Annotated in this window: 19 protein-coding genes; 8 read left to right on the top strand and 11 right to left on the bottom strand. The window is 44.0% G+C overall.

From position 1 onward, the window contains the following. Nucleotides 1-2: 2 nt before the first annotated feature. Nucleotides 3-1,493, bottom strand: a complete 1,491-nt coding sequence (locus tag F9Y84_RS19880; RefSeq protein ID WP_147391174.1) for a cytochrome-c peroxidase — start codon at nt 1,491-1,493, stop codon at nt 3-5. A gap of 357 nt (nt 1,494-1,850) precedes the next feature. Between F9Y84_RS19880 and F9Y84_RS19875 the strand changes: the two genes are divergently transcribed. From F9Y84_RS19875 to F9Y84_RS19860, 4 genes are all read left to right on the top strand, one after another. Beyond that, nucleotides 1,851-2,951, top strand: a complete 1,101-nt coding sequence (locus tag F9Y84_RS19875) for a TRAP transporter substrate-binding protein (protein WP_147391169.1) — start codon at nt 1,851-1,853, stop codon at nt 2,949-2,951. Nucleotides 2,952-3,373: 422 nt separating this feature from the next. Beyond that, a complete protein-coding gene (gene acuR / locus F9Y84_RS19870; protein WP_128732858.1) occupies nt 3,374-4,012 on the top strand; it encodes an acrylate utilization transcriptional regulator AcuR in 639 nt (212 codons plus the stop codon). A 76-nt stretch (nt 4,013-4,088) separates the two neighbouring features. Continuing rightward, nucleotides 4,089-5,075 carry an acrylyl-CoA reductase (NADPH) gene (acuI, locus tag F9Y84_RS19865; protein ID WP_125250381.1) on the top strand — a complete coding sequence of 329 codons (987 nt, stop codon included), beginning with the start codon at nt 4,089-4,091 and terminating at the stop codon, nt 5,073-5,075. Between the two features lie 103 nt (nt 5,076-5,178). Further along, nucleotides 5,179-5,427: a DUF3297 family protein gene (locus tag F9Y84_RS19860; protein WP_010370670.1), complete on the top strand. Its 249-nt coding sequence runs from the start codon at nt 5,179-5,181 to the stop codon at nt 5,425-5,427. A 289-nt stretch (nt 5,428-5,716) separates the two neighbouring features. Here the strand turns inward: F9Y84_RS19860 and F9Y84_RS19855 are convergent, their stop codons facing one another. The 9 genes from F9Y84_RS19855 to F9Y84_RS19815 form a co-directional block, all read right to left on the bottom strand. Beyond that, a complete protein-coding gene (locus F9Y84_RS19855) occupies nt 5,717-5,887 on the bottom strand; it encodes a hypothetical protein (protein ID WP_010370673.1) in 171 nt (56 codons plus the stop codon). Nucleotides 5,888-6,257: 370 nt separating this feature from the next. Beyond that, complete coding sequence (locus F9Y84_RS19850; protein ID WP_147391494.1) at nt 6,258-6,890, bottom strand: SDR family oxidoreductase; 633 nt, start codon at nt 6,888-6,890, stop codon at nt 6,258-6,260. Nucleotides 6,891-7,223: 333 nt separating this feature from the next. Further along, nucleotides 7,224-8,612: an ATP-dependent RNA helicase DbpA gene (gene dbpA, locus F9Y84_RS19845; protein ID WP_147390906.1), complete on the bottom strand. Its 1,389-nt coding sequence runs from the start codon at nt 8,610-8,612 to the stop codon at nt 7,224-7,226. A 99-nt stretch (nt 8,613-8,711) separates the two neighbouring features. After that, nucleotides 8,712-9,149: a fascin domain-containing protein gene (locus F9Y84_RS22325; protein WP_225740759.1), complete on the bottom strand. Its 438-nt coding sequence runs from the start codon at nt 9,147-9,149 to the stop codon at nt 8,712-8,714. A gap of 354 nt (nt 9,150-9,503) precedes the next feature. Next, on the bottom strand, nt 9,504-10,925 hold the full coding sequence (locus tag F9Y84_RS19835) for a DEAD/DEAH box helicase (protein WP_147390907.1): 1,422 nt from the start codon (nt 10,923-10,925) through the stop codon (nt 9,504-9,506). 210 nt (nt 10,926-11,135) lie between these two features. Further along, entirely contained in the window at nt 11,136-12,491 is a 1,356-nt protein-coding gene (locus tag F9Y84_RS19830) for a DUF1501 domain-containing protein (RefSeq protein ID WP_147390908.1), read from the bottom strand. Nucleotides 12,492-12,502: 11 nt separating this feature from the next. Continuing rightward, a complete protein-coding gene (locus tag F9Y84_RS19825) occupies nt 12,503-14,296 on the bottom strand; it encodes a DUF1800 domain-containing protein (protein WP_147390909.1) in 1,794 nt (597 codons plus the stop codon). A gap of 127 nt (nt 14,297-14,423) precedes the next feature. Next, the gene (locus F9Y84_RS19820) at nt 14,424-15,800 is read right to left on the bottom strand and encodes a sensor histidine kinase (RefSeq protein WP_147390910.1); all 1,377 of its coding nucleotides are present in this window, start codon (nt 15,798-15,800) and stop codon (nt 14,424-14,426) included. 1 nt (nt 15,801) lies between these two features. Beyond that, nucleotides 15,802-16,476, bottom strand: a complete 675-nt coding sequence (locus F9Y84_RS19815) for a response regulator transcription factor (protein WP_147390911.1) — start codon at nt 16,474-16,476, stop codon at nt 15,802-15,804. A gap of 203 nt (nt 16,477-16,679) precedes the next feature. On the opposite strand from F9Y84_RS19815, the gene F9Y84_RS19810 reads away from it, so the two are divergent. Together F9Y84_RS19810 and F9Y84_RS19805 are read left to right on the top strand one after the other, a co-directional pair. Beyond that, the gene (locus F9Y84_RS19810; protein ID WP_147390912.1) at nt 16,680-17,690 is read left to right on the top strand and encodes a catalase family peroxidase; all 1,011 of its coding nucleotides are present in this window, start codon (nt 16,680-16,682) and stop codon (nt 17,688-17,690) included. Continuing rightward, nucleotides 17,683-18,210 carry a cytochrome b gene (locus F9Y84_RS19805; RefSeq protein WP_244297420.1) on the top strand — a complete coding sequence of 176 codons (528 nt, stop codon included), beginning with the start codon at nt 17,683-17,685 and terminating at the stop codon, nt 18,208-18,210. Before F9Y84_RS19810 ends, F9Y84_RS19805 begins: the two co-directional genes overlap by 8 nt. A gap of 452 nt (nt 18,211-18,662) precedes the next feature. Here F9Y84_RS19805 and F9Y84_RS19800 read toward each other — a convergent pair whose 3' ends face one another. After that, on the bottom strand, nt 18,663-19,970 hold the full coding sequence (locus tag F9Y84_RS19800) for an ABC1 kinase family protein (RefSeq protein ID WP_225740760.1): 1,308 nt from the start codon (nt 19,968-19,970) through the stop codon (nt 18,663-18,665). A 130-nt stretch (nt 19,971-20,100) separates the two neighbouring features. On the opposite strand from F9Y84_RS19800, the gene F9Y84_RS22005 reads away from it, so the two are divergent. Both F9Y84_RS22005 and F9Y84_RS19795 read left to right on the top strand, forming a co-directional pair. Next, entirely contained in the window at nt 20,101-20,436 is a 336-nt protein-coding gene (locus tag F9Y84_RS22005) for a hypothetical protein (RefSeq protein ID WP_208723421.1), read from the top strand. After that, nucleotides 20,437-21,240, top strand: coding sequence for an EAL domain-containing protein (locus F9Y84_RS19795; protein WP_208723422.1), 804 nt, complete (start codon nt 20,437-20,439; stop codon nt 21,238-21,240). Nucleotides 21,241-21,393 lie beyond the last annotated feature (153 nt).

Here is a 21,393-nt window from a genome sequence, read left to right as displayed (position 1 = left end):
TATTAGTGGTGCGCGCGTAAGCGCAGGTTATCAGGATCGGGTGTGTTACGGTTTGGTACCCATCTTTTTACACATTTTAGATCCTTGGCACACTTGTCTGTGAGTGTATGTAAAAATGCAACGAGATCTTGTTTTTGCTGTGGTGCTAAGTTTGCAGCAACAAAAGGGGACTGTCTTAATAACGTCAAAGCCGCTTCACTATTTTCTCTAGCTTGGAGGTTTAGTGTGTCACATTGAGCAGATAAGGCAAACTGCTTTAAGCCACAAGCGCCACCCTGTTGGAAAAACCGTTCAATGGTTTGCTCAGGGTTTGAATAATGATCCACCACTTGCTCTAGCGTCTCATAGGCACCAGCGTGGCCATAAGGAGCCGTTAATGCGATATTGATAAGGCTCGGTACTCTGAATGCAAACAGATTACGGGGTGTGGAGTCAATCGCTGCTCGGCCAATATCGGCACGATTTTCTTGCGTGCCAATTCCATACTGTGGAAAGGCTAGATTAAAGAAGCCATTATTAGTGAACTGTTCGCCACTGTGACAAGCGACACACCCTGCACCGTCTTCGTTGACAGGTGTGAAAAATAGCTTCGCCCCCCGTTTTTGCTGCTCGTTTAATGCTGAGCGATCGCCTCGGGCATAACGGTGCCAACTGGTGTTGACCATCACAAAGGATGCTTGGTATTGTCCCAAAGCAAAGGCAATACTATCAAAGGTTATTAAGCTCTGCGCGTCGGCTTGAGAGTTAAATGCGTTTCTAAACGCGTGCAGCCAGTCATTAGTAGCGAGGCTACCTGCTTCTTCGCCATAATCACCGATCCGTTGTGCTATATGCGCTCTGACTTGTTCATTCGTTGTGGCGTTTTCAAACGCTTCGCCACGCATTTCTTCTCTTGAGGTCACAGGAAAGCGAGATAGTGTTGCTACAAGGGAGTCTGCGGCGTTAGGGTCTGGTTGATTAAAGCCTGAATCCGGTGTGCTGATAAAGCTGCTTTCGTTACCGGCTTCATCAGTTATGGTGATCCGTTGCACACGACCATCCCAAAATAGCGCGCTGTTTGCCAACCCAGAGTTAAAAATAGTGGGAGAATTGCGTGGAATATTAATTTCATCGTTCACCGCTTGACGTCCCGGACCTACCACGTCAACATCTAGTGCGTTAGTACCAATTGGCAGAGAAAGTCCGTCGGCACCACCAAGCCTCGGGTCATGACAGCTTGCACACGCCACGGACTTTTCACCTCCGAGCGCTTTGGTAAAAAACAACTGCATGCCAAGTTGCGCAATCGGTTCTGATATTTTAGGTAGTTCCTCAGTACCGAGTACCTTACCCGTTATCCCATGATTAGCAATAAGTGCAGACAATTCAATATCCAATGTTGATAAAGGTGCTTGCTTTGGTGGCGGTGGTAAGCGTTTGTGTTGCGCTAACACAGGTAAACAAGTGAGTGCTGTGAGTAGCACGGCTGTACCGAAGATGTTGACTTTATTCATCATAATTCCCAACCCTATTGTGTTTTGAGCTTTTAAGGTGGCAGGCAAAAGTGCAGAGAATGTGAAAAATGAAATTTTTACAGATAAGAAATCCTAACTTTATATCTTAGTGATTGACTCAAGCTGTTAACTTTCTGACTGTTAAATACTTATTATTTCTAAGTCGCTGTGTAACTTGATTTAAAAAGATAGATTATTAGACGCTCAATTATTTCGAGGGGTAAATTAGTGATAAAAGCTAACGTCAATGTCTGTGAGTGAGTCTTTGGCTTAAACTGGAGTAATGCGCCCGCAAAGTTGCAATAGCATGTGTCTCAGCTATCTTTTAGACAGTAGTCCCATGTTATAGTTTTGCCAGTGCCTACCAATAGACGTCAATTCTTACAAGCTTCATTTGCAGTAGGTGCAAGCCTGCTCTTATCGGAGCGCGCAAAAGCGTCCTCTGAGTCGGATTTGGAAGAAAAAGTTAAACGTCAGCGTGCTCTTTACACCTTGCGCCTCGCTTCTCCTTATCCCATCTATCAATCCGAATTTATTCCACACATGCACATTGAGTTTAAATCTCTCGTTGAACGTTTCACTAATGGCAAAGTGTATGTAGATATCCATCATAATGGTGTATTAGGCTCTGGACGAGAATTAATGGCTGCGGTGACAAGAGGCCAAGTAGAGGCGATACTGATTTCAGTCTCTAACTTGTCTAGAGCCGCACCCGCATTAGATATTCTCAATATTCCATTTTGGGCAAGCGCCAATCAAGCCTTTCTTAATTTGATTTGCTCGCCACAATGGCAATCCATGGTGATTGATCCAATTAATCAACAAGGGAAGCTGACTGTACTGATACATCACATTGTGGGAGCAAGAACCTTAACCAGTACCAAGCATTTTAACCGGTTAATTAATTTGCCTGAAAAGCTTGAAGGGGTTGTGCTCAGAGTGCCTGCATCAAAAGTATTACACCACTTTTATAATATGACGCCTGCTAATGTTGTAGATGTACCATGGGCCAAGGTAGCTAAAATGGCGCGAACTGATCATATTGACGTGATGGATCCCAGTGTGATTGGGCTTTTTGCCGGTCGAGATAAACTAAGGCATCAAATAGGTCATGTATCTCTGATTGAGAGTGTGCCAGATGCGTGGGTAACAGTTGCGAATCAAAAGTGGCTCAATAATTTATCTAATAAGATTAAACTGGAAATCCAAGAAGCGGGGTTACAAACGTTTCGTACACATGTGGCGCAATTTGAACAACGCCAGCAGCGCTGCAAACGAGCATTGATGGCACTTGGTGCTAAGATTTACCATCTTAATGAGGATGAAAAGCAGGACTGGCAGCAACGATTTGGTCACCATAATGCTCAGTGGAATGATATAAAACGAGAGCTCTTGGGTAGTACTCAGGCATTCCAGCAGCTTGTTGATGCAACACAACAGCGCTCCAGTGATAACTAATTAAGCTGAGCTGCGTATAATTAATGCCTTTCTAGCAGCCAGTTTTAGCGCTAACTGCATTGAATTCACTTCCAATGGCCAGCTATCGGTGAGTAAATTCGCCTTGCCTACAGGATGTAGGTACCTTAGCGAGAGCAGGACGCGAAGCGGTGTTTTCCCTAAAACTTTCTGGCTAGGCAAGGAAAAAACTAAGTTGTGCTTTAGCAATAATGAGTTGGAATATTCCTTATCCAAACCTCAGGTTAATTATTTGTGACTCAGTCGCCAATCTCGGCGTTAAAACTGATTCGTTGTACTAAAAATTAGCAGTGGGTGTAGCGCGCTGTTGTACACGAAAACATCACCGTTTGGTAAAAATTCTAATTGAATTTACATAACAATGGCTATTTACATAATTAGACGATCGGTCTAATATTCAATTTATGAATGAAAGTAGTATAAAGCGGCGTCGTGGCCGACCAAAAAAAGAGCAAACTGGTTTTAGTGAAACTAAGGCGGCATTGATCCGAACAGGTATGGAAATTCTCACCGAAAAAGGTTTTGCTGCTACTGGGATTGATGCCATTTTGCGAACGGTAAATGTACCAAAAGGGTCTTTTTATCATTACTTTGCGAGCAAAGAAGCATATGGTTTAGTACTGATTGAACATTACTCATCGTTTCTAAGTGCAAAGCTCACTAAAGCTTTATCCGCTGAGGGTCTTGAGCCGTTAGCCAGACTTGCACTATTTATGGAGCAAGCTGAGCGGTCGATGGCGAAGTATAATTACACACGAGGCTGTTTAGTTGGCAATTTAAGTCAAGAAATTGCTCAGCTACCAGAATCTTTTAGAGACAAACTAGGTGACGTTCTGAATGAGTGGCAAATCTTGGTCGCTCAATGCTTTGAGCACGCCAAGCAGCTTGGTCATATTTCAACTGAGCACCACTGTGATGAACTGGCCTACATGTTTTGGAATGGTTGGGAAGGCGCAGTTATGAGAGCCAAGCTTGAACAAAGTGGTGTACCACTTCAGCGCTTTTCAACGTTTTTTATTCGCTCGATTCAAATGCCGGATTAACCAAGCTACATCTGAGCAGGGTATGCCCCGCTTTTTTGTAATTTAATAGACGATTGGTCTAATTAATGGAGACGATATGTATAAAGCAATAGTCATTGATAAACAAGGTGGTAATTACGTCGCAACACTTAATGAGGTAACTGGATCAGAACTCATGCCTGGAGACGTTGATATAGACGTGTTGTACTCAACGCTAAACTACAAAGATGCGTTAGCTATTACTGGCAAGTCTCCCGTAGTTAGGCACTTTCCTATGGTTCCTGGTATCGATTTTGTGGGGAAAGTGTCTACTTCGTCGCATCCCGATTATCAGCCTGGACAACTTGTGATCCTTAATGGTTGGGGAGTAGGTGAAAAGCACTGGGGAGGTCTGGCACAAAAAGCGCGAGTGAACGGTGACTGGTTGGTTCCTTTGCCGACTCAATTTGAGGCAAAAGATGCGATGGCTATCGGCACCGCAGGGTATACCGCAATGTTATGTGTGATGGCGCTTGAACGCCATGGTGTGACACCTGAACGAGGGGAGGTACTTGTGACTGGTGCAGCAGGGGGCGTAGGAAGTGTTGCCGTCGCTATTTTATCAAAGCTTGGCTTCAGTGTTACGGCGCTAAGCGGGCGGGTAGAGCAAGAAGCTCAATTTCTTAGCCAGCTTGGTGCGCAAAATGTGATCCATCGCAGTGAGTTAGAAGGAGCTGGAAAGCCGCTTGCAAAAGAGCGTTGGGCTGGTGTGGTAGATGTAGTTGGTTCACACGTTTTAGCAAACGCCTGTGCTAGCACACAATATGGTGGTGTAGTTGCTGCTTGTGGGTTAGCTGGTGGTATGGATTTACCTGCCACAGTGGCGCCTTTTATTTTACGAGGGGTGACGTTGGCAGGTATTGACAGTGTGATGTGCCCCAAAGCGTTAAGAATTGAAGCATGGCAGCGATTAGCAAGCGAACTTGAATTAAATAAACTCAATATGATTGCCCATGAAATTACGTTGAATGAGGTGATTGCCGCAGCAGCGGACTTGCTTGATGGCAAAGTAAGAGGGCGCGTTATTGTTGATGTTAACGCTTGATGTTTGGTTAAGCAGAGTTTTGTCAAAATTTAGGTCGACCGCTATTGAGCAGGTCGATACGATTACCTACAATACAGCATGCTTAAATAATTGAAGAAACAAAATGACAGATTCAACTGAAAAACCAGCATTACCAGATAGGCTTTCTATCAACCCTCGTAGTCCACATTACGCAAAAGAAGTACTAGAACACCACATTGGCATTCGTTTTAATGGTAAAGAGCGCACTGATGTTGAAGAATACTGCATCAGTGAAGGCTGGATTAAGGTAGCATCACCAAAGGCATTAGACCGTCGTGGTCAGCCTTTGCTACTGAAGTCAAAAGGGACTGTTGAAGCTTACTATTGCTAATACCAATTTGACTTAATACTTGCTCAATTTGAAGGAGTAAATCTGACGCTAACAGTGTTAAAAATTTCTCATTTAGAACAACTAAATAGCAAAATTTTTGCCTTGCCTATATGGATGTAGGTACCTTAGCGATAGCAGGACGCGGTAGCGGAGTTATCAACAAGACTTTCTCGCCTCAAAATAGACCACTTAATTAAGCAAATTGGTATAAGCTTAACAAATATTGAAGATACAAAAATGCCGGACGTTGTCCGGCATTTTTTTAAGTCAAATTGGTATTACCACACAATCAATGTGCTGAAGTTAACCAGCTCAGAAACTGACGTGCTTCGCCGCCATTGGCGAATTGTGTGATCTTACGGCCTGTGCCGTCAGCAAAGATCACTTTAGATTTGTTCACCGAAATTGAGCGAATTGGTTGCTCAACACGGATCTCTGTTCCGTTATATGTATATGACATAATAAAACTCACTTTTATAATGCACAGCAAATTAGCTGATGCTTTTAATAGTAGATGAGCTTCATTACAGTTTAGCGAACAGGATATACTGTACTCACAACGACCCGATATGGGTATGACAGTCTGTACCAACATGCTGTTGGATTTTATTTCGCCTGACTATATTAAGCTCTGTTTGTATGTTTTATGCGGACTTACTGGATCAGGGCAAGGAGGCATTACTTGAGGTTTGCTTTATCTAGGGTGGAATTAATAAAGCAAGTCTTGAATGATACAGAATAGTTCTTATAAAAGCAAGCTTTTATATCGGTACAGCAAGAAGTGTTTTCGACATATATCCCGAGGCGTTAAGCCCCGAGATATAACCCACTTATTGGCATAGTGCTTGTTTGAGAGGTTGTTCACCATTAAATAGCTCAAACGTTAGATTCTGAGGATGCAAAGTGGCAAGGTAAGCTAGTGCGTCAGCGACATTCTCTCGATTTATTACAGCGTCTTCTCTATTTGCAGTGCGTGAAGTGGAGAATCCACCAGTTGCGGGCTCATTAAGTAATGTACCAGGTCGAACGATGGTGTAGTTTACGATACTTCTTTGTAGGTATTGGTCGGCCATGTGTTTGGCTACCAAGTACGGTTTGATTTCACTTTCAATGTTATCAGGATCGTCGGCACCAATAGAGCTAACCATAATAAAATGTTTAACGTTTGCTTTCACAGCATAATCAATAGCTTTAATGGCGGCCCATAAATCAATCAGTAGGGTTTTGTCCGCACCCGTTTCTCCACCGGAGCCTGCGCTAAATATTACTTGCTCGATGTTGTCAAAAGCAGCGCTAAAATCGTTTTCAAGGTCTTGCTCAATAATGGTTAACTGCGCAGATCCAATATCAGCCAACTTATCTTTATCACGCACTAACGCCACAACGTCATGACCCCGCTCTAGCATTTTCTTTGTCGTCATTTTTCCAATTTGACCACTGGCACCAATGATTAAGGTCTTCATAGATAAACTCCTTTAAAGTGTTTGCTTAACTAATACCAATTGAATTAATTCTCTAATCAATTTGAAGGGTGAAATAGCATATTAGCTTCGTTAAAAATTTCTCATTTAGAACAACTAAATAGCAAAATTTTTGCCTTGCTACTAAAGCTATTTCCCCGTTTCAAGATAGATCATTTACTTAATACAACTGGTATAAGCCCTTGGGATCGTGGCGCAGATTTAAACCCCTATAGTGTGAAATAAGTTATAAATAGGCGAGAAATTGCTGAGTTAATCTAAAAATTGCGGTGGTCAGGGAAAAGTTGACCACCGTAGGAAAAGCAAAGCTATCTGTTATTTTGTTACTTTGCGTGCTCTAAAGTTTCGGCCTTTCATTTTCCCTTCTGAGATTGTTTTAAGCGCCACATTGGCAGCACTGCGCTCAACCGCAACGTATGATGACATTGCAGTGACTTTAATCTTGCCAATTTGATCACCTTTTAGTGCGTGGTTTGAGGTCAGTGCTCCCAAAATGTCCCCAGGTCTTAGTTTCGCTTTCTTACCACCATCGATTTGAATGGTAACCATTGGCGCTCGATTAATTTTGTTATTTAAAACTTGATCGTTTGGCAAGGTACTGGGCTCAATATTCTTACCTAAATAGTCTTCGAGGGCATTTACTTTATGTGATTCCTTATAGCTCATCAAAGAGCATGCCACGCCTTTATTGCCTGCACGCCCAGTTCTGCCAACGCGGTGAACATGTACTTCTGGGTCATGGGCGATATGGTAGTTGATCACCATATCTACGTGATCGACGTCGATACCTCGTGCGGCGACATCCGTTGCTAATAAAATGGTGACGCTCTTATTCGCAAAGCGAACCAATGTGCGGTCACGGTCTTTTTGCTCTAAATCACCGTGAAGTGCTGCTGCATCAAAACCTAAACTATATAGGCTGTCGCATACGTTCTGGCATTCTGCCTTGGTGTTGCAGAAGATAACCGCAGAATTAGGTTGAAATTGCATTAACAGTTTTTGGACTGCAGGCAGTCTTGCATCGTTATTGTCGACTTCATAAAAGTACTGTTCAATTGAGCTATCATCGTGGGTTGATTCAACCGTGATTTTAGCTGCATCTTTCATGACATGCTGCGCAAGCTGTTCTATTTTTGGCGGGTAAGTTGCGCTAAAAAGCAGGTTTTGTCGTGTTTTAGGGCAGTGGTCAATGATACATTGTAATGACTCTTCAAAACCCATTTCCAGCATACGGTCGGCTTCATCTAGTACAAAGGTATTGACTTCATCTAGCGACAAGCGACCTTTGCGCAAATGCTCTTCAATGCGTCCTGGCGTACCCACAATGATGTGCGCGCCGTGTTCAAGAGAACCAATTTGCGGACCCATAGGTGCGCCACCACACAGTGCCAATACTTTAATGTTATGGATTGCACGGGCAAGCTTGCGAATTTCAACAGCAACTTGATCGGCAAGCTCTCGAGTTGGGCATACGACCAAAGCCTGCACACGAAAACGTTTCACATTTAAATTATGTAATAGTCCCAAAGAGAAAGCGGCGGTTTTACCTGACCCCGTTTTACCTTGGCCAATAACATCTTTACCTGCCAAGATAAGCGGTAAGGTTTGTGCTTGAATGTCAGTCATGGTGTGATAACCCAACGAAGTGAGGTTATCAAGTAAGGCGCTGGAAAGTGGAGTGCTGGAAAAAAGTGGCTGAGTCAAAGTCGCTGTCTCTGTAGTTCTAAAACAGCAATTATAACATGGCTCGAATGGATAGCGCGTGTAAGGCCGTGATAAAATTTTTTACCACGGACAAGTGCGTTAAAAAATGATTTTAAACATTTCCCATGAGCAAGGGTAGGTTGCATTACAACCAATAACCGTCGGCTCTGCATTTGCGCTCGAGCCACCATTACCAAGAGCCTGCACATAGTAGCCGTTGACGGATTTGAGCGCTACTTTATCACCGCCTTGGATGAGCGCACCGGGGTTATTTGGCAGTTCAATCGTGAATGTCTCCCAGATAGAGGCTGCGGTTCTATTGGCGTTGAGTTCACCTCCACCACCTTGTTCGGCAACAAAGTAGTAGCCAGATGTAGTCTGAATATGAACTTCATCACCGCTATTAAGGTCTCCGCCATTAATATCTATCAGGGTAAATTGCTCCCAAGGACCTATGGCTAACCGGTTTGCGTTGACCGTGCTGCCGCCGTTACCTTCAGCCACAAAGTAATATTGTCCGCCAGTTTCGAACGACACATTCGCGTAGCTAGTGGGGCTACAAGGCAGCGTAGTAAAAGTGAGATCTTCACCTTGGATTGTGGTGCGTGGGGGTTTTGGATCTCCACGGAAGCGAAAATGGTATTCAGTCCCACAGCTTAGGTTTGAAATTTGAGCACTTACGGGGCCATTTACTCCAGGTGATGTTGCTTGCAGGTTGGGTTAGATACTGTGTACCCGAGTGCGCTAAAAAGGTACTGCTGAATGCAGTCAATAGTAGTAACTTGAACTTATTCATAGCCTAGCTCCTTTGACGAAAAAGGCTGTTACGATTAACAGCCTTTTTTAGCTTAGGAGAAGGTGTCGTAAATGTTATTACACCTGCTTACACCTTTAATTGCCAGAAGTGGGCTTATGGCGTGGTGCACGCTTGTCTCCAGCGTGTTGGTTCTTTGGCTTATTGGTAGACTGTGATGGGCGACGTCTGCGGTTGCCATTGTTGTTACCAGTAGGTTTGCCGTTACCACTTGGCTTATTATTACGAGGACCTGAATTTTGCTTGGGTTTGTTTTTCGGCTGAGCAGAAGTTGCTTGCTCAGCGTCTGTTGTCTTTGGCTTTTTCGGTTTCTTTGGTTTTTTCGGCTTGATTGGGCGCGTATCTAACTTTGACTCAGGTACGGCAAGTTGCGGTTCAAATCCAGGTTCCACTTTACGCGGCACCAGCTGTTGAATTAGTCGCTCAATACCAAATAAATCGCTTGCGGTTTCTTGGGTAACAAATGAGATAGCTTCACCCGTTGCACCAGCACGGCCAGTTCTACCGATACGGTGAACATAATCTTCGTAAACATTTGGCAGGTCAAAGTTAACCACGTAGGGCAGTTCCTGAATATCCAAACCTCTTGCTACAATATCAGTGGCAACAAGCACACGTACTTCACCGTTTTTAAAACCAGTAAGGGCTTTCATACGAGCACTTTGACTTTTATTACCATGGATTGCTGCGGCATTGATTTTGGCTTTTTCTAGATCCTTAACCAAGCGGTTCGCACCGTGTTTTGTGCGGGTAAATACCAACACTTGTTGCCAGTCATGCGTTTGAACTAAATGTTTGAGTAAGTTGGTGCGCTTACTTTTATCTACTGGATACACCCACTGAGTAACACTTTTGGCGGTGCTATTAGCCGGTGCCACAGAAACCTCTATAGGGTCATGGATTAATCCTTTTGCTAACGCTCTAATCTCTTCAGAGAAAGTTGCAGAGAACATCAAATTTTGCCGACGAGCGGGTAGTACTTTGATGATGCGTTTGATATCGTGAATAAAGCCCATGTCTAGCATGCGGTCGGCTTCATCCAGTACCAGTACCTCAAGGTCATCAAATTTGACAGCATTCTGTTGGTAAAGGTCTAGTAATCGCCCAGGTGTCGCTACTAAAACATCAATGCCTTTACGCAGCTTCATCATTTGCGGGTTGATCTTCACACCGCCGTAAACGACTTCAGAGCTGATAGGGAGGTGCTTGCTGTAGAGTTTAACACTTTGCCATACTTGATCAGCAAGCTCACGTGTTGGTGTTAGGATCAAGGCCCTTACATGGTTGGCTTTTGGTTTAGAGCCCGACATCAAGTTTTGTAGCAAAGGTAGCGTAAAGCCAGCGGTCTTGCCTGTACCGGTTTGCGCTGCGGCCATCACATCTTTCCCAGCTAAAATGGCGGGAATAGCTTGTTCTTGGATCGGCGTTGGCTGGTCGTAGCCTTGCTCAACAACGGCTTGATTTATTTCTGGGGCTAAACCTAGGTGGCTAAAGCTCATGATTTGTTACTCTGTAGTAGGCGGCGGGCAAGAGTACAGTATTTACACCAGTTACGCAATTTTGCCACCGCCTAAATTACTGTTAAGTGTTCTCAGCTACGTATAGTAGATTACTGGGGTTTAAAAGTACGCTGTTCCTCGCACCTATATCAGTGATAGCGTAACAGAGTATAGCAGCACATCCTTGTGTGCTTAATTTCGAATAAAAATCTACCCTTTGAATAAACTGAGTTTACCAGAGAAGTTTTTAAGGTTTGGGAAAATCTGCAGCAGTGCACTGTCGTCTACCCCCATCCAGCTACCAAGGCTTGCAGCCAGTTGGTCAACAGCTGTGGTGGGAATGAGCCTGCCGCTACCCGCATCAAAGGCATGGTTTAATTCTGGAGGAGGGATATCGCCGAAAATAGTGCCACCATTGACTGCACCACCCATAATAAAGTGATGAGCGCCCCAGCCATGATCAGTACCATCACCATTGACAGCAAGGGTACGACCAAAATCAGATGCGGTAAATAAAGTTACTTGCTTCTCTAACCCTAAGCTGGCAATGGCCGTATTAAACGCCACAAGTGCGCCATCAAGCGCTGATTGCAATTTAGGCAAGCTCTGAGCTTGACCTGAGTGAGTATCAAATCCACCCATGCCAACAATATACACTTGTCGTTTGGTGTTGAGTTGCTGCCTTGTTGCAATACTTTGGCAAACATTCTTCAGCTGTTGCGCCAATGGTGTGGTAGGAAATTGTGGTAAGGTAAAACTGGTATTGGCAATGGCATCATTGTATTGCGAATTTGCCGCCATGGCGCTGCGAGTAAGCGTATCTAGGTCTTGCTGAAGTATATTATTGCTACTACTGTTTTCTTTGCCCGCAAAGTAGTCAGCGAGTGCTTGGTTGTTGTCGAACTCTTCTAAGATTTCTATTATTCCAGCTTTGCCATCACTCACATGGTATGGAAAGGTATTACTGCCGGTTAACCACAGATCAGCCTCGGCTGTGGTAATGGCATTAAAAGGCGTCTGCTGCGTTTTTCCTGTATTGATAAGCGCATCATTAATTAACCCGCCCCAACCAAATTGTGCCCCTTCCGTTTTACCAGACATCCAAGTTGACTGCTGATCATTATGAGAAAACAATCGAGGAGGCACACTTGCAGTGGCTTGTTCTAGATGCGAGGCATTAACAGGTTCAAGTAATGGTCCAACATTGCCAATTACGGACAGTTGTCCTTGAACATATAGTTTCGCAAGGCCCGCCATTTCTGGAGGTAAGGCAAATTTGCGTTGATTAAATCGAGAGGGAGTACTGAGGGCGTGCAAATTTTGTGGTGTTCTTGGCGTAGGGTAAGCACTGAGTAGTGAGGATCTGTGATTTGCCCACTGTTGATAGTTACTGTCATCCAGAGGAATAATCGTGTCATGGCAGTCCATTCCACCATACAAAAATACACAAACAAGGGCTTTATAATCTTCGCCTTGTTCTGCTGCCGCAACGGCTTGACTCAACGAAAGCAAGGACGTTGACATCATGGTCGCACCGCTTAGTTTCAAAAAATCACGTCTTTTCATCTTGTCTCGTCCTATTTTTGAATCAAATAATCTGCTGAGGTCATCACGAGTAAAATCGCCCATTGCACTCGAATAAGGCTATCTTGTGGTTCCTCCATCGGTAGTGTCTCAAGAATTTGGGTGATCTTATTCACTGTATGCTCAGTGAGCTGATCTGCGCTTAGGAGTAGATTTAAATGAGCCAATAGCGCTTTTGGGTCATCTGCCAAAGTGAGTTCGTATTCATAGTCTGCAAGAAAGCTATAAACAGCTTGACGAGCATCAAGCGGTATATTTTCGGCGTCATAATCCGCTTGTAAATCAGCCACATCAACATCTTGTTGATAGCCAAAAATATAATAGGTCATAAAGTTAATATAACCTGGGATTGACGAGGCGTTGGTAATTTGGAACTCAGGTGCAACCAGTTGGTTTTGCGATATTAGCGTTCCTGGTGCACTGTAACCCGGGCGAAAAAAGTTAAATACGCTACTTGAACGATAGGGGTGTTGATTTAATGCGTTTGCTGAACGAGTATCCCATAGTGGCTCTTGATACTCAGGCGTAATATTTTTTACCTCGAAGGCTCGTGCCCACTGTGTAAATCTTAATATTGGCTCTCTTAACTTGCCACTGCGCGCTGTTTTCTCGCTCCTAGCTTCTTTATCAAAGATAATTGCTGCAATCGTTGCGGTTAAATCTCCCCGTTGGCTAGCGCCCACTTTGGTACCATCGGGCAATACGTAGCTACCAGAATCAAAGCTTTCTACTGCCCGAGCGACATAACCAGGTGAGGGGTTTGATGTTACTAAACGTTGGATTAACTGCTTAACCACAAATGGGCCAACATTAGGATGCGAAAAGATATGATCTAATGCGAGCGTGATTGATTGGTTGACATCGGTGCCAGCAGCTATGGTGTAGCCTAAAAAGGATTTGGCTTTAGTCGAATGTAGTTCAGGGTCGCCAACCATAGGTAGCGCGTACTCTTCTTGAGCGGCTTGTTCGGCGCCTGACTCATCAAGCACTAACCCAGTAAAAACACGGGCAAGACCAGTAATATCTTTATTGGTATACAACTCAATGGCTTGGTCATTGCTATCGCGTTTCTCGCTACCGTCTGGGTTTAACTCAACAAGACCCAAAGTAAAGAGCTGTAAGATCTCCCGAGCATAATTCTCATCAGGCATCCTGCCTGTTTGCTCGTCTCCCTTTTGATTTCCTAAATATGTTAAGTAAGTTCCCATCGCGGGTGAGTAAGTTACCGCCTGAAGCAGCTCTCGATAATTGCCAAAGGCGTGCTCAATGAGTATATCTTGAAAGCGTGCTACTGCCGCTGGGATGTCAGTGAGCTCGTCACCACCGGCATTAGAAACCACTAAAATCTCAGATAAAGCGAAAGCTACTCGCTGACGCAGTTGATCTTCGCCAGTGATGGCATCTTGCCAAAACCCGATACTTGTTGATTCTACGAATAGGGTATTAAAACCGCCGTCTTCGGGGGTATATTTTGCAACTGAATTCATTTTCAAGCTTGGTTTTAGTGCTATTTGGTCGATGAACCATTTAGAAGCAGATGTGCCGACAAGCGTGTTGAGCTGTTGTGGTGTAGCGCCAAAAGTCGTTTGGTGTAAAAATGAGGCCGTACTTTGTGGTGTCGCAAACACATTATCCACTGCAATAGGTTGCGATGGCTCGGTAATTTCAATGTTGTCAATGAGCTGCTGATTAGCTTGCGCGACTTCGGTTTCTTGCGCACCGCCACAGCCAGTCGCTGATAGGGTTAACACACACCAAACTGAAAAGTATTTAATGACTGATCTCATAACTTAACTCAAATAGTGAACGATAAGTTATGAGTGTAGGATGATTTTTGACTTTAGTGTTTTACAAGTTTGCGTGCGAAACCATACAAAATTGTAAACTAACCAAGTCAAAGCTTAGCTCAATCTATTAATGAGTTGGCACTTCAATATTAAACACAGCGCCCGGTTGATCCTCAAGCAAATAAATCCGAGCCTCATGTATGTCACAGATTGCTTTGACAATGCTAAGCCCGAGCCCATTACCTGAAGAGGAACGGCTAGTATCGGCACGATAAAAGCGCTCGAAAATATGTGCTTGGTCTGATGTTGCGATGCCAGGGCCATTATCACCGATTTGTAGTAATACGCCAGATGAGTGACTTTGCAGCCTGATCCATACAGACGCCCTTGGATTAGTATATTCAAGTGCATTTTCTAACAGGTTACAGACCAATTGCGCGAGCAAATCCGCATCTCCATAACAGCTGATATTTGGCAATATCGAGACGGATAAGGTTTTTTCTACGTCTTCAAAAACCGGAGTGAAGCTATCAGTTAGATCTAAAAGCAGTGTTGATAAGTCAATCTGTTTAAAACCTTGTTGATATTTTCCAGATTCAATACTATTCAAGCGGATTAAATTATTAAAAGTCGAGATGATTTTTTCTAATTCTTCACAGGCCTTTTCAAGGTGAACGGCTAATTGTACCGGATCGTCTATGTCTTGACCCATAGATTGTAGCCGGTTTGCAACGCGGGTTAGAGGCGTTTTAAGGTCATGGGCAACTCCCACAGACATTGTTTTAATATTGTGATGGAGCTTGGTAATTTCGTCGAGCATCGTGTTGATCACACTGCATAATTGTAGCAGCTGTGGGTCATCGCTTTTTGCAACGGTGCGATGCAGCTCAGGCGCTTTAGCCACTAAAGAGAGTTGTTGACTCAGCTTGGTAATGGTATTGCCTTGCATTTGTCTAAAATAGACAAAGATGAGCAAAGGCGGCAGCCAGCAAAATATCGCTAGCCACACAATAAATTGTTTTCTAGCGTCCTGGGCAATAACAACATCGTGGTCAAGGCGCTGCCATAGATGTAAATAAAGACCATCGTTGATTTGCTGTGCCTGATAAAAAATGTGTTGTGCTGTTTCATCTATTTCTGTTTGTAGCTGCGGATTTGCGGTGTTTGCTCGCTCAAAACCTATATCGCCACCAGCGATTGTTACGTCCTTTTGGTATAACGCCATAAGCCAGCCTTCCTCTTGCCAATGCTCCTGCGCTTCTTCTTTGGTCCAAGTTTCATTTTCTGCTAACTCAAATACTTCTACCAAAGACTCCAACCCATCACTATGGTAAAGCTCGACGGCTTCCTCAATAAGTTCAAGCATTTCGGTTTGTTGTCTGGACTGTTCACTTTGAGACACAAAGTGCGATACCAAAAGTGCTAGACCACATGTGAGTATCCAACATAGAAAAGAAAATTTAAGCGCCAGTACCAAATGGTATTTTTGAGTATTCGTTTTCATATTATTGTTCAGAAAGTAAGTAGCCACTGCCACGAATGGTTTTGATAACTTCACTGTTAAAAGGCTTGTCTAACTTGTTACGTAAGCGGCTGACATGTGTTTGAACTAAACTGGTTTTTGGGTCAAAACTAAACCCCCACACGTGTTCTAGCAGCATAGTTTTGGTAACCAGTTGATTAGGGTGAAGCATTAAAAATTCCAAAATCTGATACTCTTTTGGCATTAGCTCAATCTCGTTTTCACCTCTAAATACTTGCCTTGATGTTCTGAGTAGTTTTACACAACCAACTTGTAATTCATTCACGGTTTGCGCAGCTGGTTTGCGTCGATACAGTGCTTTTAGTCTTGCATGCAACTCGACAAATGCAAAGGGCTTAACTAAGTAGTCGTCTGCACCAGCTTCCAAGCCTTCAACCCGTGCTGCGGTGTCACTCAATGCCGTTAGCATAATGATAGGAGTTAAGATGTGGCTCGCTCGAAGGATTTTTACTGCGTCTAGGCCATCCATCGACGGCAGTAGCCTATCAAAAATAATGGCATCGAATGAGGTGGTGGAGGCTCTTATTATTGCATCTTTTGGGCACTGCGTATGATCCACAGATTCTCCAGCTTGCTTTAAGCCATTACAAATAAACTCTGCAGTGTCGTGGTCATCTTCTACAAGCAATATCTTCATTGTGCGGTTTGTTTGGTCGTTTAGCTATAGCATAACGCAGTTTTCAACGGGCTCAGAATACAATTTTGTATGATTATTGGAGCGTAGCGGTGTGAAATTTTTTTGCCGGAACCAAGGTCTGATGAGTGGCTGTCCATAAGCGAGTCGGCACTCGCCAGCGCAGTTTGTTATCTCAAGCTCGGTTTAATGAGGTTTTTATTTTTATGATTAGATATTCCTTGGCAAGGTTTTATGGAATAAGTGCGTTCGTCGCTTGGTATGGCGCGGTGCTATTTTTGACGCAACCGGCGCAGGCAAGCACAAAAGTTACCGCCCAACAATTTGTTGATTTACAACAAGGGCAACCACACTTTCCCGGGTTTAGAAGGGCGCATGCCAAAGGCGTTTGTGTGTCGGGAGAATTTGTATCGAATGGGTCGCTAACGCACTATTCGGATGCTGAAGTTTTTAGTGCAGGCGTTCACCCCTTTATTGGCCGGTTTTCTATCGCTGGTAACAATCCACATGCTGATGAGTTGAGTGCGCCTGTTAGAAGTTTTGCACTCAGCTTTGTTACCGGTTCAGAGCGTTGGAACATAGCCATGAATACACCTCCGGTAATGGCTGTGAGCAATCCGCATGACTTTTATCAGCAACTTGTCGCCATAAAGCAGGGTGGTGATGCAATCAAGACATTTTTTGCTAAGCATCCTGAAAGCGCAGACTTTTTAGCATGGAAAGCAAGTTACACACCCACTGAAAGTTTGGCACTCGAGACTTACCATAGCATCAATGCCTTTTACTTACATGATGCACGAAGCAATAAGCAGGCCGTACGTTGGCAAATGTTACCATTAGGCGAGGCGAGCAAAAACCCGTTTACAGACAGTGCGGCGCTGCAAAAAGAGCTGGCGGCCAGAATTGCACACGGCAATGTTCGTTTTACATGGCAGTTTACTCTTGCGGCACCGGCTGATGATGAAAATAACCCCGCTATTCAGTGGCCAAGTAATCGGGCTCAAGTAAACGCAGGGGAAATTAACATTACCCAGTGGCAACCACAATTGGAAGGAGCGTGCCATGCACTGAACTTTGACCCTTTAATCTTACCGACGGGGTTATCGGCAACAGCCGATCCTATTTTAAGAGCACGTTCGGCCGCCTATGCTGAGTCTTATAGACGCCGTGCGAAAGAACAGTTAATAGGGGCATTGGGAGGGAAAGAAAGTGAATAAGCTGGTGACTCGCTATACTTTTACTATGCGATTATTACACTGGTCGATGGCGGTTTTGATATTGTCTATGGTATGTGCAGGACTTGCCATAGTGAGCTCACTGGAGCCATGGCAGCTGAGCTTACTTGGATTGCATAAGTCATTTGGCGTGCTGGCGTTAATATTACTGATATTGCGTTTTATCGTGCGAGTACAATCGACAGCCCCAGCGCTGCCATCAACAATGCCCGTTATTCAAGTTAAGCTGGCAAAGTTTAGTCACTGGCTTTTGTATTTTTTAATGTTAGTCATACCGGTTAGCGGTCTATTGATGCAGTACTTTGGTGCAAGACCAATTGTCGTGTTCGACCTATTGACTATGCCAGCGGCAATGGTGGCAAATATTGAGTATTTTGCTGTGTTTCGTGAGGGACATGGTTTTGCGGTGCTACTACTGTTACTTGTTCTGGTCGTTCATATTAGTGCTGCATGTTTCCACCATTTTATACGCAAAGATGGCGTGTTTAAAAGCATGCTGTAATTGACGCAGAGTCGTTGTAAGTAAAAACAGTTAATCGCTGCACTATAACACTAATGTGCAATATCGGTCTCGAACGCTCCCATGTTGCACATGGTTTATTAAATGGCGCTAACGCTGTGCTATTTCACAGTTTCTGGCGAGTTTTTATCATCACACAGGGCGCCGAAGTCGAGTCGCACAAGGTAAATAACGAGTGTTAAGTAACGAGAACCAAAAAAGTTTTGGATATCTTGTATGTGTTATTTAAACTAGCTGGTCTTTTTCAGACCGTTGTCATAATTTGTCTCTCAATCCATTAAGTGCAGGCTTAAAGTGTAGACGGTTGCTTTGGTATACACATATTAGCGGTGGGTGTCAGCGACTTTGCGTTGTAATGATTATCCGGCCGGCTCTAGTGGTATTGTGCTGTTAGATTGTGTATCTTACTCAAACAACAGCCTCCTTACCTTAGTCTAACTTAAGTAGCGTTGCAGTGGCGTTAAGTCTACTTTGGCTTGCAATTTGGCTGCGATTAAATATAACCCCGCCAGCTTTCGATGAATAAATAAAGCGTCTACAGGTGGTGTGTGCCACTCGTTGGAATGGCGATTTAAAGCCAGTCCTTTTTCACTTATCTCTTTACTTAGCTGGCTGTTAGCAAAATCAAATGGGCCGTCACACCGAAGTGGAGTTGTTGCAAGTAAAAACAGCTCAATAACCGCGTTACAGTACTCGGGTGCAATATCAGTATCAAAATATCCAATGTCACATGCAGCTTGTTTAACAGCTTCACGGTTTTGCTCTCTCGCTGCCCGTAACAGGTTTTTATACCCAACACTAATCGCATTGTTGACGATGCGCGTTGCGCCAAAGTCTAATAACACGATGTGGTGGGTGTCTTTGTTATATAAATAGTTACCAAAGTTAGGATCTGTTTGTATCAATTTAAGCTCAAACATTTCGATAAAGAACAGCTCAATGAGTGCAGTCATTATGTCATTGCGAACAGATTGTGGTAAAGCAACGGTCTCTGCAAGCGGCGCGCCACAGACATATTCCATACTCAGCAGATGCTGGCTACTTAGCGCTTGATTTACAGCTGGGACTTTAAAGCGCGTGTCATCAGAAAGTCCTCTGGCAAATTGCTGTAAATAGTTTGCTTCTAATTGGTAATTGGTCTCCGCGAGAAGCTGCGACTTTGCTTCCTCAATTAAAGGGGCAATACTAATCCCTTTAGGAAGTAGCCCCGTCATTTTGATTAGGCTCGCGACATTGTCTACATCGCTATGAATACTTTGAGCCACTCCTGGATATTGTATTTTGATTGCAAGAGACTGCCCATTCTCGGTGGTTGCTTTGTGCACTTGCCCAATCGACGCTTGTGCAAAGCTTTTCAGTTCAATATGACTAAACTTATCGAGCCAGTCCTGCCCTAATTCATGCTCCAAGACACCAACGAGTTGCTTATGTGGCATTGGCATAGCGTCTGCACGCAGGTGAGTCAGCAGCATGGCAAGCTCCGGTGGTAGCAGATCTCCAGCATCCATTGAAAGTAACTGTCCTAACTTCATTGCCGCACCGCGCAAGTGACTCAGCTTCTTCGCAACTGCATCAATATTTTTGCTCTGTAGCAATAGGTCGTTTCGTTTCACAGGTTGCCCTTGAAGCGCCTGCTTTGCGCCTTCAAATAACATATTTGACGCAACTTGACCTGCCAATCCACCCAAATGAGCAAGGCGACTCAGCCTTGATGATGGTACCTTTCGCGAATGATTTTTCAAACCTAACCTCTTAGCGGTACAGCGTTATGGTTACACAATACGTCATAACTTTATTTCGGGTTCACCTCTTAGTGAACGGATCAAAGCGTGACTGCGTATTTAACATGAGTTTACATTTGTGGAGGATGCTATGTGGTGCGCAGATTGTGAAGCAATAGAGTCGTATTTTTTCGATAAAACATATTTTTGGTTTTTCTTACCGACTGGTAATGCAGAGCAAAACCTAAAGCAGATGTGTACCGAAATGGCCTTAACCCCAGAAGGGGTAGAAAGCAAATGTGTAAAAGTTGTAGTAGAAAAACGCGGCCTGAGTACATTTTTAAACAATATAGGCGGTTGCTTAGCTGGCCCCGAATTTGGCCAATCTAAAGTGACGACTATGGCACATGATGGTCATCCGGATATTAGTGCGATTAGTCGAGTGGCAAGTGTCGAAACATTCGTGCGCCGTGATCAAGCGCGTTAGATAAAAACGGCAGTTGACAACGAGACCTACCAAAGTTGGTTCCAGCCTATTGTGAGAGCATATTCAGAACCGGGAAACCTAGATGTGTTTGCCAATGAAGCGTTATTTAGGCTATTCGATAATGAAAATAATATGGTGCCGCCAAACTTCGTTTTTAACTTAGCCGAGCAAAGCGGATTACTCTTTTCTCTTGATTTAATCGCGCGAAAGTCTGCTGTAGAGCATGCCGCAAAGGCGGGTTTACACTCAAAAATATTTATAAATTTCAACCCTTCCAGTATTTACGATCCGTCATATTGCTTACGTTCAACAGCCTCTGCTATCAGCGAACTTGGGTTTCAGCCACAAGACATTGTATTTGAGGTCACCGAGACACATCAAGCCCGTGATATGAATCACTTAAGAGGTATTTTGGCATTCTACCGAAGTTGCGGTTTTGGCGTTGCACTAGATGATATTGGTTCTGGGTGGTCCAGTTTAAGTATGTTGGCGCAACTAAGACCGGACTACATAAAGATAGATATGGAATTAGGAAGACACATAGGCTCCAATCAACACAAACGAAACATTGTCTCTCATCTTATTCAGCTTGCTCATGAAAACGGCATCGCCGTGATAGCTGAGGGTGCAGAGAGTCAACATGAAGCGCAAGTGCTACGAGAAATTGGAGCTGACTTTTTACAAGGCTATTACTTTGCAAAACCAGCGGCATTGAGTTCTCGGTTCTCCAACAATCTCGAAGACGAAATTACGCAAGGAGTGAAGCCTCTATCGAACGCAGCTCACAAGTTTGATACGTTGTGATGGGCAAGCAAGGGTGGGGAGCTTATCAGGGGCAGAGCATACTTTGATTACTTATAAACCAAAGAATACCTGTGCCCTAAATTTGTCGTTCCAGCCAGCGGTTTTCAATTTGCTGCGTTGACTCGGTAAGCCGCATTCACACTGCTTGAGCAT

The sequence above is a fragment of the Pseudoalteromonas peptidolytica genome, from assembly GCF_012641745.1.
Lineage (GTDB): Bacteria > Pseudomonadota > Gammaproteobacteria > Enterobacterales > Alteromonadaceae > Pseudoalteromonas > Pseudoalteromonas peptidolytica.
This window is presented reverse-complemented; position numbering and strand designations above follow the sequence as displayed.

Bases quoted from the DNA above. Each gene is read 5' to 3' on its own strand.
- F9Y84_RS19880 (WP_147391174.1), bottom strand. From the start codon at position 1,493: ATGAATAAAGTCAACATCTTCGGTACAGCCGTGCTACTCACAGCACTC.
- acuR (WP_128732858.1), top strand. From the start codon at position 3,374: ATGAATGAAAGTAGTATAAAGCGGCGTCGTGGCCGACCAAAAAAAGAG.
- acuI (WP_125250381.1), top strand. From the start codon at position 4,089: ATGTATAAAGCAATAGTCATTGATAAACAAGGTGGTAATTACGTCGCA.
- F9Y84_RS19860 (WP_010370670.1), top strand. From the start codon at position 5,179: ATGACAGATTCAACTGAAAAACCAGCATTACCAGATAGGCTTTCTATC.
- F9Y84_RS19855 (WP_010370673.1), bottom strand. From the start codon at position 5,887: ATGTCATATACATATAACGGAACAGAGATCCGTGTTGAGCAACCAATT.
- F9Y84_RS19850 (WP_147391494.1), bottom strand. From the start codon at position 6,890: ATGAAGACCTTAATCATTGGTGCCAGTGGTCAAATTGGAAAAATGACG.
- F9Y84_RS19835 (WP_147390907.1), bottom strand. From the start codon at position 10,925: ATGAGCTTTAGCCACCTAGGTTTAGCCCCAGAAATAAATCAAGCCGTT.
- F9Y84_RS19830 (WP_147390908.1), bottom strand. From the start codon at position 12,491: ATGAAAAGACGTGATTTTTTGAAACTAAGCGGTGCGACCATGATGTCA.
- F9Y84_RS19825 (WP_147390909.1), bottom strand. From the start codon at position 14,296: ATGAGATCAGTCATTAAATACTTTTCAGTTTGGTGTGTGTTAACCCTA.
- F9Y84_RS19820 (WP_147390910.1), bottom strand. From the start codon at position 15,800: ATGAAAACGAATACTCAAAAATACCATTTGGTACTGGCGCTTAAATTT.
- F9Y84_RS19815 (WP_147390911.1), bottom strand. From the start codon at position 16,476: ATGAAGATATTGCTTGTAGAAGATGACCACGACACTGCAGAGTTTATT.
- F9Y84_RS19810 (WP_147390912.1), top strand. From the start codon at position 16,680: ATGATTAGATATTCCTTGGCAAGGTTTTATGGAATAAGTGCGTTCGTC.
- F9Y84_RS22005 (WP_208723421.1), top strand. From the start codon at position 20,101: ATGTGGTGCGCAGATTGTGAAGCAATAGAGTCGTATTTTTTCGATAAA.